Source organism: Candidatus Chlorohelix allophototropha (assembly GCF_030389965.1).
GTDB classification, from domain to species: domain Bacteria; phylum Chloroflexota; class Chloroflexia; order Chloroheliales; family Chloroheliaceae; genus Chlorohelix; species Chlorohelix allophototropha.
Genome location: NZ_CP128400.1, coordinates 998,477 through 1,014,807 on the forward strand (window position 1 = coordinate 998,477; position 16,331 = coordinate 1,014,807).

The 16,331-nt window shown below is 47.4% G+C and carries 13 protein-coding genes; 7 read left to right on the forward strand and 6 right to left on the reverse strand.

Features of this window, described 5'->3' with window-relative positions; translation table 11 throughout:
• The first annotated feature begins 57 nt into the window (after nt 1-57).
• From OZ401_RS16945 to OZ401_RS16965, 5 genes are all read left to right on the forward strand, one after another.
• On the forward strand, nt 58-1,140 hold the full coding sequence (locus tag OZ401_RS16945; protein WP_341471628.1) for a hypothetical protein: 1,083 nt from the start codon (nt 58-60) through the stop codon (nt 1,138-1,140).
• A gap of 48 nt (nt 1,141-1,188) precedes the next feature.
• Complete coding sequence (locus OZ401_RS16950) at nt 1,189-3,198, forward strand: WD40 repeat domain-containing protein (RefSeq protein ID WP_341471629.1); 2,010 nt, start codon at nt 1,189-1,191, stop codon at nt 3,196-3,198.
• Between the two features lie 335 nt (nt 3,199-3,533).
• On the forward strand, nt 3,534-4,667 hold the full coding sequence (locus OZ401_RS16955) for a sensor histidine kinase (protein WP_341471630.1): 1,134 nt from the start codon (nt 3,534-3,536) through the stop codon (nt 4,665-4,667).
• A 383-nt stretch (nt 4,668-5,050) separates the two neighbouring features.
• On the forward strand, nt 5,051-6,022 hold the full coding sequence (locus OZ401_RS16960; RefSeq protein WP_341471631.1) for an ABC transporter ATP-binding protein: 972 nt from the start codon (nt 5,051-5,053) through the stop codon (nt 6,020-6,022).
• Between the two features lie 5 nt (nt 6,023-6,027).
• Entirely contained in the window at nt 6,028-7,668 is a 1,641-nt protein-coding gene (locus OZ401_RS16965) for an ABC transporter permease subunit (protein ID WP_341471632.1), read from the forward strand.
• A gap of 114 nt (nt 7,669-7,782) precedes the next feature.
• Here OZ401_RS16965 and OZ401_RS16970 read toward each other — a convergent pair whose 3' ends face one another.
• Genes OZ401_RS16970 through OZ401_RS16980 form a run of 3 tightly spaced genes read right to left on the reverse strand, consistent with a single transcriptional unit; the run spans nt 7,783 to nt 9,945 of the window.
• Nucleotides 7,783-8,553: a CoA-transferase subunit beta gene (locus OZ401_RS16970; protein ID WP_341471633.1), complete on the reverse strand. Its 771-nt coding sequence runs from the start codon at nt 8,551-8,553 to the stop codon at nt 7,783-7,785.
• Nucleotides 8,553-9,521 carry a CoA transferase subunit A gene (locus tag OZ401_RS16975; RefSeq protein ID WP_341471634.1) on the reverse strand — a complete coding sequence of 323 codons (969 nt, stop codon included), beginning with the start codon at nt 9,519-9,521 and terminating at the stop codon, nt 8,553-8,555. The genes OZ401_RS16970 and OZ401_RS16975 overlap by 1 nt, the downstream gene beginning before the upstream one ends.
• A 43-nt stretch (nt 9,522-9,564) precedes the next feature.
• Nucleotides 9,565-9,945 (reverse strand): VOC family protein, encoded by a 381-nt coding sequence (locus tag OZ401_RS16980; RefSeq protein WP_341471635.1) that lies wholly within the window; start codon nt 9,943-9,945, stop codon nt 9,565-9,567.
• A gap of 383 nt (nt 9,946-10,328) precedes the next feature.
• Here OZ401_RS16980 and OZ401_RS16985 point away from each other — a divergent pair, with 383 nt between their 5' ends.
• A complete protein-coding gene (locus OZ401_RS16985) occupies nt 10,329-12,002 on the forward strand; it encodes a glycerol-3-phosphate dehydrogenase/oxidase (RefSeq protein WP_341471636.1) in 1,674 nt (557 codons plus the stop codon).
• Between the two features lie 95 nt (nt 12,003-12,097).
• Nucleotides 12,098-12,631 (forward strand): hypothetical protein, encoded by a 534-nt coding sequence (locus OZ401_RS16990; RefSeq protein ID WP_341471637.1) that lies wholly within the window; start codon nt 12,098-12,100, stop codon nt 12,629-12,631.
• 189 nt (nt 12,632-12,820) lie between these two features.
• Here OZ401_RS16990 and OZ401_RS16995 read toward each other — a convergent pair whose 3' ends face one another.
• Genes OZ401_RS16995 through OZ401_RS17005 form a run of 3 tightly spaced genes read right to left on the reverse strand, consistent with a single transcriptional unit; the run spans nt 12,821 to nt 16,257 of the window.
• Nucleotides 12,821-14,170 carry a metallopeptidase TldD-related protein gene (locus OZ401_RS16995; protein ID WP_341471638.1) on the reverse strand — a complete coding sequence of 450 codons (1,350 nt, stop codon included), beginning with the start codon at nt 14,168-14,170 and terminating at the stop codon, nt 12,821-12,823.
• Nucleotides 14,171-14,173: 3 nt separating this feature from the next.
• A complete protein-coding gene (locus tag OZ401_RS17000; RefSeq protein ID WP_341471639.1) occupies nt 14,174-15,682 on the reverse strand; it encodes a TldD/PmbA family protein in 1,509 nt (502 codons plus the stop codon).
• Nucleotides 15,683-15,738: 56 nt separating this feature from the next.
• On the reverse strand, nt 15,739-16,257 hold the full coding sequence (locus OZ401_RS17005) for a GNAT family N-acetyltransferase (protein WP_341471640.1): 519 nt from the start codon (nt 16,255-16,257) through the stop codon (nt 15,739-15,741).
• Between the last annotated feature and the right edge of the window lie 74 nt (nt 16,258-16,331).

Here is a 16,331-nt window from a genome sequence, read left to right on the forward strand (position 1 = left end):
GGCACAAATCAGGTTCAAACGCAGTTAACATATTGATTAGAAAGGGTTAAAAAGCTCGTGGATATTGTCCTGCGGGTTATAGCTGGGCTGGTAGGCATTAGCCTAGTTATCTGGGTTTTACTCTCGGTTATTCGTACTTTTATGCTCCCGCGTAGCGCCAATGACCGCTTGGCGCGTTTTGTGTTTCTTCTGATGCGCCGTATCTATGATTTTTTTGTCAAACGCTCCAGCTATTATGAGCGGCGCGACCGGATAATGGCATTTTACGTGCCAGTTTCTCTCTTGATATTATTGGCTTTTTGGTTGATGGTCATTCAACTGGGCTATACCTTGATATATTTAAGTTTGGGAGTTGATTCACTCGAAAGAGCGCTTATTGATAGCGGCTCATCTATGCTTACCCTCGGCTTTGCCAGCCTACCCGATTTACCGACAACATTTGTAGCTTTCACCGAAGCGTTAATCGGGCTAATAATGGTAGCCCTCTTGATTTCGTTTATCCCAACCCTCTATTCTGCTTTTTCCAAGCGAGAATCGGCAGTTAATATGCTGGAAGTTCGGGCTGGTAAACCGCCCTCTGCGCTAGAATTGATAAAACGCTTTCACCGTTTACAAAGGCTAGATAAACTTAACGACCTATGGGTAAGTTGGGAACTATGGTTCGTAGAGTTGCAAGAAACGCACACCTCTTTTTCTATGTTAGCCTTTTTTCGTTCGCCTGACCCGCAGCACTCATGGATAACGGCTGCCGGAACGGTGCTTGATGCCGCCTCTATGGTCAATTCTACCCTCGAAATTCCAAAAGATGCTCAATCTGACCTGTGCATCCGAGCGGGATATCTAGCATTGCAGAATATTGCCAGCTTATACCAGATACCCTTTGAGCCTAAACCAAAAAGAACCGACCCGATCAGCATTACCAGAGAAGAATTTTATGAAGCCTACGAAAATTTGGCAAGAGAAGGAGTACCTGTTAGAGTAGACCGCGAATTGGCATGGGAAGATTTTGCAGGCTGGAGGGTGAATTATGACAGGGTGCTTGTGGCGCTTGCCGGATTACTGATGGCTCCCCCCGCCCAATGGTCATCCGATCGCTCAACCATCATTCGCAGGCGAAAACTGCATAAAAAAGTAAAATGACCTAACTAAGGCGATACATAGGTAAGCTTGATTCTAAAAGGGAAAGAGATGATAAAGCAGCGAAACAGTAGCTATTCTCGAATTGTTACAACGGGATTAATAATTGTTTTATTGGTTTTGGCAGCATGTTCTGATGAAACCAATACTGTAATACCAACTAATCATCCGCCCGTAACTCCGCTTAGCCTAATCTTTTCCACCCCTTCTCAAACTGGTCAGATGAAATCAATTAATGCAATGGCTTTTAGCCCGGATGGTAAATTGGTAGCCAGCGCCGGGGGAGATTATGCAATCCGTTTCTGGGATACTTCCTCCGATAAAGAGATTATGACCCTTAAAGGTCATACAGATAGCATTACCAATCTGGCATTTAGCCCGGACGGGAAGTTTCTTGCCAGTGGTAGCAAAGATGGTACCGTTAGGGTCTGGTCTGTTACAACCGGACAACAAGTAACTAGCTTAGCCTTGGGAAACAAATATTATCTGATTTCAGCGCTGGCTTTTAGCCCGGATGGTAAAACGCTGGCAGTGCTTGGCAATAACGAACAACCCGATTTCTACACACTATGGTCGGTAGGTGACTGGAAACAGTTAGCCAGTTTTGCGGTTGGTTCTACCGGATACGCGGGTTCAATAGCCTTTGACGCTGAAAATGGAGCAATGGCAGTCGGGGTTACGCAAGAAGAAGAAACAGCCATTTCCTTTTTTAACCTGCTAAATGGACAAAAACTTACCTCGCTGGCTATAGGTATTCGGGTTTATCCTCTAACCAGCGGTTACTTCCCTTTAGTTTTCAGCCCAACCGGAAAAATTATAGCTGCGGTGGACAGTGATAAAAAAAATAATATTGTGCTATGGAATCGGACTGATGGGAAAAAGCTGGCTACTATCCAAGTACAAGCTGAAGAGGTAGCAAACCTTGCTTTCAGCTTTGATAGCCAAATGCTGGCTTTTGGTACAGCTACCGGAGAAGTTAAAATATGGTCGTTGAATACTCAGAAAGAACTATTTTCTTTCAGGACACTATCTCGGCATACCTCTCTGGCTTTTAGCCCGAACGGAAAGCAACTAGTAAGCGGTGACGAACAGGGTACAATCAAATTTTGGTCGCTAGAGAACGGCAAGGAACTGAAAACAATACAAGGCAATCGCCAAGCGATAAACGCGGTAGCCTTTAATCCCGATAGTACCGATTTTGCCAGTGGTAATGACGAAGGGGTAATCAAAATTTTTGCAGCTCCATCAGGCAAAGAGTTAATAACTATCAAAGCTTTTAGCGGAGCGTGTAAAGCGCTGGCTTTTAGCCCGGATGGTAAAACGCTAGCAAGCGGTGGCAAAGAAAATTCAATCAAGTTCTGGTCGGTAGAAAATGGCAAGTCTACCGGAGAACTTAAGGTAAATACCAAAACTATCGAAAGTTTGCAATACAGCAGTGATGGTAACTACCTCGCCAGTATAGGAAAAAATGATTATAGTGCTTCACTTCAGATGTGGGAAGTCAAAACCGGAAAACTCTTAAAAGAGGTAGAAGGTACTAATGATAGAGAGGTTGTGGCGGCAGCTTTCAACCCTGATAATACACAATTGGCTTACCTAGCAAATTCCCCGTATGATGCGCTAGCAGGTTTGTGGTTCTGGACGGTCGGGAGAAGTGAGGAGGAAACGAGGGTTGATGGGGCAGAAGCGCACCTAACAGCTTTCTCATTTAGCGCGGATGGGAAGTTGTTAGTTAGCGCCTTTGACACTTATTGGGGTTTAAACCCACAGTGGCAAAGAGGCTTTGAGATATTGTCTGTTGTAGGTCAAAAAAGAATCAGTCGAATAGAAACTTTTAACCGCAGGCTAAGCTGGTTGGTATTCAGTCCCGATACACAAACAATTTATTCGGCAGGAGAAGACCGGATAATTAGAGGGTGGGATGTACAAAGTGGAAAAGAGCTTTTTTCCACTACTTCAGAACAAACTTATGGATTACAAGCTACTGTACTTTCCAAAAATGGGAAATATATTGCCAGCGGGCAGCTTGATGGCTCTGTAAAACTATGGGAAAGAACATAGTTGAACGCATTTTTAACATAATTGCACAACGGCAAAAACGATACAATTAGAAAATGATACAGTATAATTTAGTTGGTTGAAGTTAACCATTGCCGGACAAGGATTTGCCCATTCTGGAAGGAAATACACAATTGGCTGCCCGCCCCACTTCTGATGGAACAGCCGATTCATCAGAAACCCCTCAAAAAAAATCCGTAGTAGAAACTACTGTCAAAAAGCCCTTACATGAGAGATACTTAAAAAGGGAGAAATTATCCCTGCTGGTTCGTTGTCTATTTTTCAAACATTTTATTCGATCCGCTCACACTCCAGCCTCACCGGGAGGAATCACGCTGATGCAAGATACGCATAGCCGTTTTTCGGCACCTGCGCACCATGGAGTACCATTCAACAAAAAAGCCATTCGCGAAAAACAGAGCCTGTGGTTTCAATTACCTCTACTACAGCGCATTCTTATCTCTAACCTGTTGATTATCAGTTGCAGTGCGATTATTGGCTCATGGTTTACTGCACAACTGGCAGAAGCAGGTAGCTTCAATGTTGTTACCTTTGTAATTATCATCTGTTGCGCCACCCTCCTGAGCGGGTCGATCAGCTTTTTCACGCTAAAAAGCGCCTTCCGCCCCTTCCATGAATTACAAAGAGTGCTTACGAAAATTCACGCCGGATACCCACGCGCACATGTAGCGCTTTCGCGGATTAATGACCCGGATGTGCGCGAATTTACCGGGGCTTTACGCCAGATGTTGGTACGGCTGGAAGATAACGCGCGAGTTATTCAGGAAGATCAGCACCAACTTCAAATTATGACAGCGCGGGTAATCACGGCACAGGAAAATGAGCGCAAACGAATTGCTCGTGAATTGCACGATGAAGCTAGCCAATCGCTCACCGCCATTATTATGGGCTTGGATGCAGCCCGCCGACAGGCGCGAGACGAACAGCAGGAAACTCGCCTCGGCTCTTTGCGTGATATGGCAACCGCAACACTGGATGAGTTGCGAAAATTGGCGCTGGATTTACGCCCCACTATGTTGGATGACTTAGGGCTAGTTCCGGCAGTGCGTTGGTTGAGTCGTGGCGCGGGCGAACGTGCCAATTTTGAAGTGAAACTCGAACTTGACCGCATCGGCGATACCGACCGCCTACCACCAGAACTTGAAACCTGCTTATTTCGTATTACCCAAGAAAGTCTGACCAATATCATTAAACACGCCCAAGCTACTAGAGTTGATATTCGTATGTCACGCCTGCTAAATGACAATATTAAGCTGGAAATACGGGATAACGGTAAGGGTTTTAATATGTCAGAAGCACGCCACAAAGCAATCTGTGGAGGGCATTTGGGGCTGTTTGATATTGAGGAACGTGCCGGATTATTGGGCGGTAAAGCCAGCATAATGTCCGGGGATAGCGGAACCACTATCCAAATAGTAGTACCGCTCAAACCACACGGTTGCCCTTTCTAGCTATTTCAAAAAAATCATTCGCTTAAGTCCCGGTGCGAGGCAAGCGGGGCTTTTTTTATGGCTCTTTTTTGCTATTCCAGTGATCTAAATAATGTGCGATACGTCACACGCCAAGAGTGATAAGGCGCATAACAGCGACAGAGTACAAAGGTTAACATAGTAGTGTAAGCCAATAGCTTACTGGAATTATGAACTTAATCTCCTAAATCTTCTCTCAAACTCCTCCTATAACAGAAGGTCACCGATGAGCAGCGGCGACCTTTTTTATTTGCCTCGTTTTTACCATATTCTATTTACCTGTCTACCAGAACGGCATAAGATTTAAATGAAGTGCTAATTAATGCACTGATTTATTTGCGCCAACACAATAAGGGGGTGAAATTATGCAAACTTCACTTACCCCTTCAAAGACTGTGATAGGAACAGACAGGCCTGGGCGGGCAATCCGCACCGAAAATCTTACCAAAAGGTATGGCCGGAACAGGGGAATTACCGAACTTAACCTTGAAATAGCCGAAGGTGAAATTTTTGGCTTCCTTGGACCTAACGGGGCAGGGAAAACCACCACGATTCGCTTGCTGATGAACGAGATTCATCCTACTTCCGGCAGTGCTTCCATTTTCGGTTTGGATTGTATGAAAGATAGCGTGAAGATTAAAAAGCTGACAGGCTATCTGCCGGGCGAATTTATGCTGTATCCGGGAATGACCGGAGCGCAAACCTTGAAATACCTCGCCTCCCTGCGGGGAGGGGTTGATTGGAAACATATCGCCGGGTTAGCAGAGCGGCTGCAACTCGACTTAAGCAAAAAGTTCCGCGAGTATTCGCACGGAAATAAGCAAAAAGTGGGCATCATTCAGGCGATTATGCACAAGCCACGCCTTCTTATTCTGGATGAACCAAGCAACGGGCTTGACCCGCTAAACCAGCATGAGTTGTTCAACCTAGTGCGCGAACTGCGTAATGAAGGCGCTACCGTTTTTCTTTCCTCGCATATAATGAGTGAAATTGAGTCCACCTGCGACCGAGTGGCGCTTATTCGCGAGGGGAAACTGGTGAAGGTGGGTAGCATTGGCGATCTGGCAGACCTGAAATGTCATTACCTTGAAATCAGCTTCAAGGGCAAGGCGCAAACTGATTTCTTGCGCTCGCTGGAAGGTGTTGACCAACTTGAGATAGGCGAAACGGCTGAGGGTGATACGGTACGTTGTATCGTTTCTCAGGAGATATTGGGCAGCGTAGTAAAGCACTTCGCCCAATACGAGATACTCGACTTTGTAAGCCATGAACCATCGCTGGAAAACATCTTCATGGATTTCTACGGCAAAAGCGCGAACCTGCCAGAAGGGAGGTGAGCGCCATGATGCTGCATAATATATTTTTCAAAACGCTGCGAGACACGCGCTACCATATTCTGATTTGGGGAGGCGGTTTTGGGCTACTCATGTTTTTTTACAGCCAAGCCTACACGGCTCTTTTCGCTGGACCCGAACGCGACAAACTAATCAAGGACTATGTAACCGCGTTTGAATCGATGAGCTTTATCGCCGGAAAAGCCTACGATGTGGATACGCTGGGCGGCTTTATTACCGCTGAGTTTATGATTTTTTCCCCGTTGCTTTTCAGCATAGTAGCCTTTTTAATCGGCAGCAATCTGATAAGAGGCGAAGAAGAAAAAGGCAGCCTTGATATTCTGCTGAGTACACCCCATTCGCGCCTTTCGGTATTTTTGCAAAAATCGGCAGGGCTAACCGCAATGCTGCTGTTAATCGGAGGATTGGCGGCAGTAGGTTTGGTGGCTGGCGCAGCAACCTTTAACCTCGAACTCAGCACGAGCGGCGCATTTCTGCAAATGCTCAACGCCATAGCTGTCAGCCTGATATTCGGCAATATTGCACTGCTGTTTTCCCAGCTAGGTTCACGCAAATGGGCGATTGGCTGGAGTGGCGGACTTCTTGCTGCCACGTACCTGCTGAACAGCCTGTCCGAAGTGGTTGATATGCTCAAGTGGATGCGTCCGCTTTCACCTTTCCATTACTATAACCTAAGCAAACCGCTTTGCCGCAGCGTAGGCATGGACTGGATGGGACTGATTATACTGTTAGTGGTCAGCATCCCGCTGGTGATAGCCGCCGCCTATATGTACCTGCACCGTGACCATAGCGGGGTATTCCAGCTATTCCCGCAAAAAGCCTTAGCCGAAAACAACCATCGCTCGCTGGCAGAGCCTAAAGCGCCATGGCTGGCTGGCAGTTTTTGGTTTGCGCTCAAATCGTTGGCTTTGGGCGCACTCATCTGGGGAGTGGGCATTGCCTCCTATACGGTGCTAATTCTAGCGATTTTCAACAATATGAAAGATAGCATGTTGAGCCTGCTGCAAAGCGATTTTTACAAGGCAATAGGCTTCATGACTATGGGTACTAACGAAAATCTGCTGAACCTAATGCTCTTCCTGTTTCTGGTGGTGCTATTTGCCTCGTATGCAGTGACAATGGTGGCAAGTTGGGCGAACGATGAGACAGAAGGCAGGCTCGAACTGTTGCTGGCAACACCACAAGCGCGTTGGAGATTATTACTATCGCGCTTTACTGCGAGCCTAATTGCGATGGCGTTCGTGGTAGGCTTGAATTGGCTTGTTTTTGAAATAATGCTACAGGTTGGGAACGTCAAGCTGGTCAACAACTACTCAATGGAGGCTTTTGCAGGAGCGTTCGTATTGGGCGGAGTTATTCTAGCCTTCGGTTTCCTATTCTGCGCTTTCAAACCGGGCTGGACTATGGGCGTACTAACTGGATTGGTAATTATCAGCTTCCTGATTGAATTCCTGAAAGCAACTTTCAAGTTTCCAGATTGGGTAGTTGATACATCCCTATTCCACCATTACGGGCAGCCTATTATCAGTGGTCTGGATTGGACGGTACAATACATTTTGCTGGGGCTGTGTGCGCTATTTGTAGGAATAGCAATAACACGCTTCCACTACCGAGATATTGAATCCTAAAAGCGGCGAGAAATAACAAGTAAAGACAAGGGGGTTTAAACCTCTTGTCCAAAGCGAAAGTTCAGAATCAAAAAAGCCCCGTGCCTTGTTAGCGCAAGAGGCTTTTTTAGCTTTTTACTTCAAGAAAATGCGGTCGGGGTCAACTACATCACGCAAAATCCGCAATTCTTCCTGAGAAGGAATCGGAGTCTCTATCGCGTCTTGCGTATCCAGAGGGAAGCCCGTATCATCCGATACCTGCTGAGCAGTTAGACCGGGATGATAGCTCTCCAGATACATTTCGTGGCTCACCGGCTTGAACTTCATAACCGCTTTGGTTGTTACCACCACATGCGGTCCGCCTCTAGTCAAACCCGCTTCATGACGACTGTCGCCCCCTTCAAGCCAGCCCGGACTGGTGAGATAGTCAATCTTCGCAGGGAAGCGTCGTTTTTCGTGCAAAGCGATAATGGCGGTGCGCTGCGCGAGGCAAGCAATATCACCAGAACCGCCACTACCGGGGAAACGTACTTTGGGGTGACGATGGTCTGCGCCAATCGAGGTGCTGTTGATGTTGCCGTAGCGGTCAATCTGCGCACCGCTGAGGAAGCCCACATCCACGCGCCCGGCTTGCAACACGTAGGTAAACACTTCGCTCAAACCCGCCGCAGTAGCCGCACCGCGCATTACGCGAGGGTCACCTACCGACATGGGCAAGTGCGCAAGACGACTCGCCATCGTTCCGGCTTCAAAAATGATACAGCAATCGGGCGCGTGGGTGCGCTGCGCCAACATCGCGCCAAGCATCGGCAAGCCTGTCCCCGCAAAAACAACTTCACCGTTTTTAATCTGACGGGCAGCGGTGACCGCCATCAATTCGGTCAGAGTGTAGCTATATTCTGCCATTAGTCCAGTCTCCTCCGTTTCAGGTTGGGGCTGTAACCATAAACAGGATCAGCCTTCAAGCCACTGAGCCGTTCTTCCCCGCCAATAACCTGTAAATACTCGGCATGGTTTTTTACACCATACACATATTTATCGAGGTATTGCTGAAAGGTCGCGTCATCGTCCGAACCATCATGATAGATTTTTAGTTGGCGCGGGTCATAATCATAATAACGGAAGACGGCATACGGATGCGAACCGTAAGGAACATGGCAAACATGCTTTACGGCAAAATAAGGAAGCAGGTTGCGCTCTGGCTCCTCACGCAATTGATCCTCATCCACAATTTCTTCCGCCGTAACAATCACGGTATCGGCGCACAAAGCCTGTTGCACGTCTGCGAAGCTTTGCCCTTCGATGCGTACAACGCCATTCAGAGAAGCTTTTTGCACATGGATAACCGCAAACTCGGTGTGAATCGCCGGAACCAGCACCACTTTTTCACCCGTATTGAAGGGGGAGTTCATCACTTCCAGCTTTTTGGAAGCGGTGCGAGGGTCGGCAAGACGTTGTTCGGGCGTTAAAACTTCCTTTGTCAGCACATCGCTACCGAGCAAACTGCGGATGGGCATGAACGGAATACCCATTGCCCCGGCAGTGAAGCGCGAAACCATCGCAAAGTTGCTGTAATCTTCCCACTCTATCTGCCCCCGCTCAACCGCTAAACGCCAGCGTGAACCGATAGTGTTAAAAGCTTCATCGGCTTCATAAGCCAATTCCACCCGTTTTACGCAACCCGCGCCGATAAGAATGTCCCAATCGCCACCGGGAGAATGTCCAAAAAGATATAGATTGCGTCGCCTGAGCCGGATAAGCTCATGAATAAAAGCCATAGGATGGCGTTGCGTAGTGAAACCGCCAAAGGATATGGTTGCCCCATCAGGCACCATAGCAGCGGCTTCCGCCAACCCGATTAGTTTGTTCGACATCGAACTTCCTCCTGAAAATGTGAGGTGTATTGAAAAGCAGGTATTAAAGAATTTCTACAAACTCTAGCCTGTTACCCCACGGGTCGCGCACAAAAAAGCGACGCTGTCCCGCAAATTGCGAATCGCTGATAATCGTCACTCCGTTTTCTTGCAGGCGTTGTTGTAACACTTCAAGACTTTCCACCTGAAAAGCGGCATGCCGACTGCTCGGGGCATTATATTTATCCGGGTTTTGTTCTGCGCTGATATGAATTTGCTGCCCATTCTGGCAACCTAACCACCAACCCGGAGAGCCACTATCGACTGAATCCGGTCGTTCAAGCACTTCAAGACCAAGCACCTGAACATAAAAATGGTGAGCTTCAGCCAACGCTGCCGCGCCCGGTGAAATTGTCAGATTTACGTGCAAAATACCTTTGAGCATTTTTACCCTGAATAATCAATCCGACTACAGATTTGGATTTGCAACATGTTAACACAAAATTTGTTTTGTGAAAAATTGTCTAATCTACATTACACTATAGACAATCTTAATAGTTTGTATTCGCCATTTTTATGGGAATGCCAAACTGTTCGGGAAAAAACTCAACAATAATAATAGCGCATATTCCTCAGAGTATGAGCAATAATTAATAAATCATTGACTAACTAAAATTTAAGAGCTAGAATTAATATGTATCGAAATTAATTGAGAACTCGGAGATATGGAGAAAGGTTCTCTCTTGATGGCTCGGCGCTTCCTAGCTTTGGGGTGCTCGCCTGATGGAGTAGAACCTTTTTTATTTGCAAGAAAAGAGGACATCATATATGGAAGGCAGCAATCGCCTAGATAATTTGGACGGGCAGCGTCTCGATTTAATCGTTATCGGGGGGGGCGTAATCGGCAGCGGAATTGCCAGCGATGCAGCGAATAGAGGTTTGCGGGTAGCTTTATTCGAGAAAGAGGATTACGCCTGTGGAACTAGCAGTCGTTCCACACGCCTCATTCACGGTGGTTTGCGTTACCTTGAAATGTTTGATTTCGGGCTAGTGCGGCAAGACCTTAAAGAGCGTGAAATGCTATTGCGAAACGCCCCTCACCTTGTTAAGCCCCTACCCTTTATGGTACCGATGTATAGCAAGAGCCTGTTCTATCGCCTGAAAATGCGGGTGGGCATGGTGCTATATGATGTACTGAGCTACGATAAAACCCTTCGCAATCACCGCTTTTACAGCAAGAAGCAAACCCTCGAAATGGAGCCTAATTTAAAAGAAAAAGGCTTACAGGGTTCATTCATTTATTATGATGCACAAGTACCATATACTGAACGGTTGGTTATAGAAAATATTATCAGCGCTGAAATAAATGGAGCGTTGTGCTTTAACCATGTAAAGGTACTAAAAGCAGTTAAAGAAGGGAATAGCGTAACCGGCGTGCTGGTTCGGGATGAACTTACAGGCGTGGAACATAAGATAAAGGCGCGATTGGTGGTCAATGTGACCGGACCATGGCTCGATCCGGTAGATGAAGCGATGGTGGAAGCCCCGTCGCACCGGGTACGCAAAACCAAAGGCATCCATTTCACCGCTACGAATGTAACTACCAACGCAATGGTGCTTTTCGCCGAAAGCGATAATCGCCTGTTTTTTGTAATTCCGTGGTTGGGCTATGCTTGGGTAGGCACTACCGATACTGATTTCAAAGATGAGCTTGAAAGCGTTCGGGCAGACAGGGAAGATGTGGAATATCTGGTGGCAAGCGTGAAGCAGGTCTTCCCAAAGGCAGATTGGGACAAGATTTTTTTCACCAACGCTGGAGTGCGCTCGCTGGTGATGAAGGAAACTAGCCAAGGTGTAAGTGAATCGGCGGTTTCGCGCAAACACGCAATAGTGGATTTCGAGAAGAAACAGGGCTTGAAGAACTATCTTTCGGTGGTGGGCGGCAAATTGACCGCATATCGGGGAATTGCCGAAGAAGCCACCGATGCAGCCTTGAAAAAGTTGGGGTTGAAATGCGAAGGGCAGACCTCCAGTACGAAACTTCCCGGCGCACAATTTGAAGGTTCTTTCGAGCAATTCATTCTGACAATGGCGGAAGAAGGTACAACCATCGGCTTGAGCGTGGCACAGGTTAAATACCTTTCAACGCTCTACGGCAGCCGCATAACCGAAATATTTGAGATAGTCCGGTCAAATCCGGCGCAGGCACAAGCCTTACATAGCGCTTATCCCGATGTACGAGCGCAAGTTAAACACGCCATAGAACGTGAGCAATGCTTAACCTTATGCGATTTTATGATGCGACGCTGTGGGCTATATTTTTCGAAAGATCAAGGGCAGCAAGCAATCGAAGCAGCCAGTCGCGATATGGCGTTATTACTGGGTTGGGATGAGGCGCGCCGCCAATCGGAAATTAAGGCTTATCTTACCGAGGTGGGTTGGACACAAGAATGGAAAGAAAAACCCGCGCCTCGCGCTGAATCTTTGGCAGGAATCCGATAATTCGAATAAAGGTAGCTACAACTACTTACGAATCAAGCCGAGTGCAATATGCTGATAATGAACCGAAACGGTTGTTAAGAAGGGAGAAAAGAAAAATGTGGCGTTTGCATATATTATTGCTGCTCTGTATGTCGGCGCTGCTTCGTTCTTTACGCTTGCATATCGGCTTAATCAACGAGAAAGGCACACCTGATTCCGATACCGCTTACAATGTGGATGAGCTTGAATATTCCCACGCTGTTTATGCCAGAATGGAATCGGGTAGAGAAGTTGATTATTACAGCTTCGAGGCAGAAGCGGGTTTTGTACCGCGCCTTATGCTTTTTGTAACTACCTCAGCTTATAACAAACGCGGTTTTCGAGTCAGTATGACCCTTACCGGACCCGGTATCCCACCCGAAGGTCTTATCCCGCCCGCTTTTGCGCAGCCGTTTAATATTATGGGTGCCGATTACATGTTATTGCAAAGTCATTATGCGCCTGTACCACAGAGCGGGCAGTATAAAGTGCGGGTTGACCGTATTACCGGAGAGGGAGTATATGCCTTCTGCGTGGGTTCAGGCGAGGGCAAGGTATCCGAACCAGAAATGTTGCAGCGTATTATGGAATTACTGGTATCGGATAATTAATCTGGCGCAAGCGTCTCTTGGTTTATGGAAAGAAACGAAGTGTCGAGTGAATTGATATTTCGTTTCGGTACGTGCTAGCTATATAAAGGCATGTTTTGAGAAAGGCTCTTCTTGCCGATAATGGAGTCCTGCACCCGCCGGTGCAGGTTAATCCATTATCAAAAGCAGGGAGAGTTTTTCATTTCCCGGTTATTCTACCAGCACCGAACAGGTAAACTGGATAGCCGGGCTATCTTCAAATGGCTCCCACGAAAAAGCGGTATCATCCGCAAGAATCGACTCGAAGAAATTGCCGCTGATAGTTGCTTTCACTTTGCCTTTGATTTTACCATTTTCAATCACCAGCGAACGAGGCGCAGAAAGAGAGAAACGACCATTGGTAGTATCCTGAGTATGCATACCCAATACCCCGTACACCAACAAACCATACTCCATCTCTCTTATCATCTGCTCAAAGGCTTTCTTCTCATCATCCACCAGCACATACAAACCACCGCCGGGAGTTGGCGGAAACCCGGTGATGCCGGCGTATTTTAGATCAAGAGAAGGAGCTATCAGCTTGCCGTTCTGAATCAAATAAGATTGTCCACCCGGTATGCCCTCGCCGGTAGCGCGACTGGCGGTAGGTTCAAAGGGGCGCAACCCATCAATAAACAGAGAAATATCCTCACGCAAGACCTGCTTTTGTTCCTTGAAATCTTCCAGTTTATAGGCAGATTGTCGGTTAGACACTGCACTGCCCGATAGGTTGCCTGCAATATAGCTTCCCATAAAGGAGCCGCCCACACCGGGAGAAAGGATAATCCGACAACCGTCAGGATTTGGCTTGAACTCGGCTTCGCGCTTCAAATGTTTGGTATTAACCTTCACATCTTCGATTATCCGCTCAAGCTCACCAGCGGGCGGGATTTTGCGCTTGCCATAGCCATTACCGTAAAGGCTATCGGCATAGAATGAGTAACTATACATCGTGCTAGGATAAGTCAGGTCGATACCTTTAGAATTGCGCAGATAACGCATGCTCAGGCTGGCGCTTGCTCCCGCATCGAGGAATTCCACCTCACTGCTGCGCAACTCGGTTTCTCCCTGCTTCAGGGTGCGAAATAGCTCGGCAATATCACCATCGACAATATCCATAATAGCAGGGTCAAACATTACTATATCGGGAGTAGGCTGCGGTTCAAGAATATCAGGCGCTCTTTCATCGCTATATGCGCCGGCACGCCACTCCGCCAACCGCTCTTCAAACTCTGGAATAGTATGGCGGTCTATAGAAGCAAGGGAGCGCATCTCATCTTCCCAAATGAGATATAGACCACCGCCCAAACTGTCACGGGCGGTAGCAGGTCCATACACCCCACCCAGTTTATTATCTACTATGCTCAGTGTAACACTGCGACCTTCGCTGGCATCAAAACGCCAACCCTTAACTTTGGGAACATTAGCAGATGCACCCAATTCGGCTTTGCGCAACAATTCCACCATTTGGTCGGCAAAATCGCTGTAGGGTATATTGGCGGGTAAATCTTCAGGCAGCATACACTAGTCTCCCCCTATGGTTACATTCTCGTTGCGGTCGATTACAATAAAGCTGTTAGCGCCTCCACTGCTAGGAACAGATTGTCCTGCTTTGCCACAATGCCCTTGCGCGTCCAGCAAGATTGGGCCGATTCCGGCAAGAATTGAGTGGAGTGCAGATAGCACTTTCCCGCTGAAAATTGCGGGCTGGTAGAGCTTAGGGTTGCCATTTTCCAACTCGTGGAGCGCATAGATACTGGCGCAGTTAAATACAAAATCGCCATCTTTGGGGTTTACCTGTCCGCCTTTATAGCCGGAGAGGTACAATACCTGCTCATCCGCCTGCATCAAACCGTTAGAAAGCAGCACTTCACGCAGTTCAAGGGGAGTAACCAGTTCAAATCGGGTATCTAAGGGAATGGGATTAGCCACGCTGATACGGATATTGGTCATACGCGGCACCGGCAAATTGCGGTAGCTCTCGATGCGTTCTGCCCCGGTAATCGGTACGCCCGCTTTAGCAGCTGAAAACAAATCCGCCAACCCAGCCCGTAAAATCCCATCCTTCAAGATTTCAACGGTTTGGCGTGGCATACCGTTTGCGCTAATTGGTTGGTAAGCATAATCACCTAGCACCGAACCATCGGTTATAGTCACGCTGGGAGCTGCCAATTGTTCGCCCAGCCGCATCTTGCCATCTTTGCCCAAAATGCTGGTTTCCATGCCATCGGTTTCGCTGGCGTGACCGAAAGCCTCATGCGCCAACCCTTTTGCCAGTGCGTAATCAATCACCAATTTATAATTACCGCCCCTGATACGCGGTGCATCTACCAACTTTTGTGCCAGATCAGCCATTTTGCGAGCGCGTAAATCCAGCTTTTCACTATAAGCGTTGTCCAGCAACACCGAGGCATCCGGACCGCTAACTGCCGCGTAGGTACTTACCGCATTGCCACTTGTGCCAGTTACGGTGATATTTGCGCCAACTGCGGCATGTGGAAGATCGAAGCTCATATCGGTTCCATCGCTGCGTACAATGCGCCAATGTGAATCGTTAACCCAGTGTGAGCTTCTCACCGAAAGATTTGTGCCGTACTCCCGGATTTGTTCGTTACACTCTTTCAGGCGTTGTACTTGTTCTTCGTATGAAGTTTCGGTAAGGGTTTTATAATCGGTAGCGATTGTCTGAACGCCACTTGGAGCTATTTCAAAAACAGAGAGGTTTGGTTCGGTGCCAAAGACGCTGCTACTGAATGCCAGTTTCGCAGCAGTCTCTACGATTTTGCGCGCAGATTCTGGAGTAACTTTATCACTAGAGGCAAAGCCCGTATAGCCTTCGCGGGTAAAAACGCTTACCCCCATGCCAGTGCCGCTGCCGGTACTGATTCCTTCCAGCCTTCCATTGTTAATGGTCATGCTACGCCCTTGACTGTCCATTATGCGCCCTATGGCATAGACATCCAGTTCACGTGCGCGGCTCAACAGCGCCTCTATTGTATCATCATATTTTGCTACCCTGAGTTTCTTGGGCATTTCTCACTCCTGTCCCGTTTTACAGCAAACATTTTATGAGCAGATTTATTGTGTGTTCATGCAAGGTTGCGGCGCATCACTATTTGAAAATCCTCAAACCCTTTCTTATGCCAGAAACGCTTACCAATCTGGTTTCGCAAATCAACCTCAAGTTGGAGGCGACTAACGTTGGCATGACGAAACCAGTCAAAGGCAGCGTTTAGCAAGAGTTCTGCGCCACCGCGACCTCTAAACTTTTCATCAATCCATAGATCGACGATGTAGCCAAAACGATTCTGGATAAACAGGGGTGCTTCGTAGTGAAAACTAGCAAGTATATAACCGCAAGCAGTATTCCCATCATGCGGGAAAAGTAATACCCTCAACCACTCTTCGGAAGCAAGAGAACGCTTGAGCCATTGCGTACTACCCTGCTGCCAACCTTCATAAGTTTGCCAGTCTTGATGGAGCGAGGCGTGGTAATCGTACATTCGGGTCATCAAAGCCACAAGTCGCTCGATTAACCCATCTATCTCTAAAGGCTCAGTATTCTGGTCAAGGTTTATAAGCCTGAACTGGTTATCTTGCATAAGCATAACTACATAATTCCCTGTTAAACAATAAGTTTAGTATAACACAATCATCGTTTAATGTTGTTGCAATCAAGAAT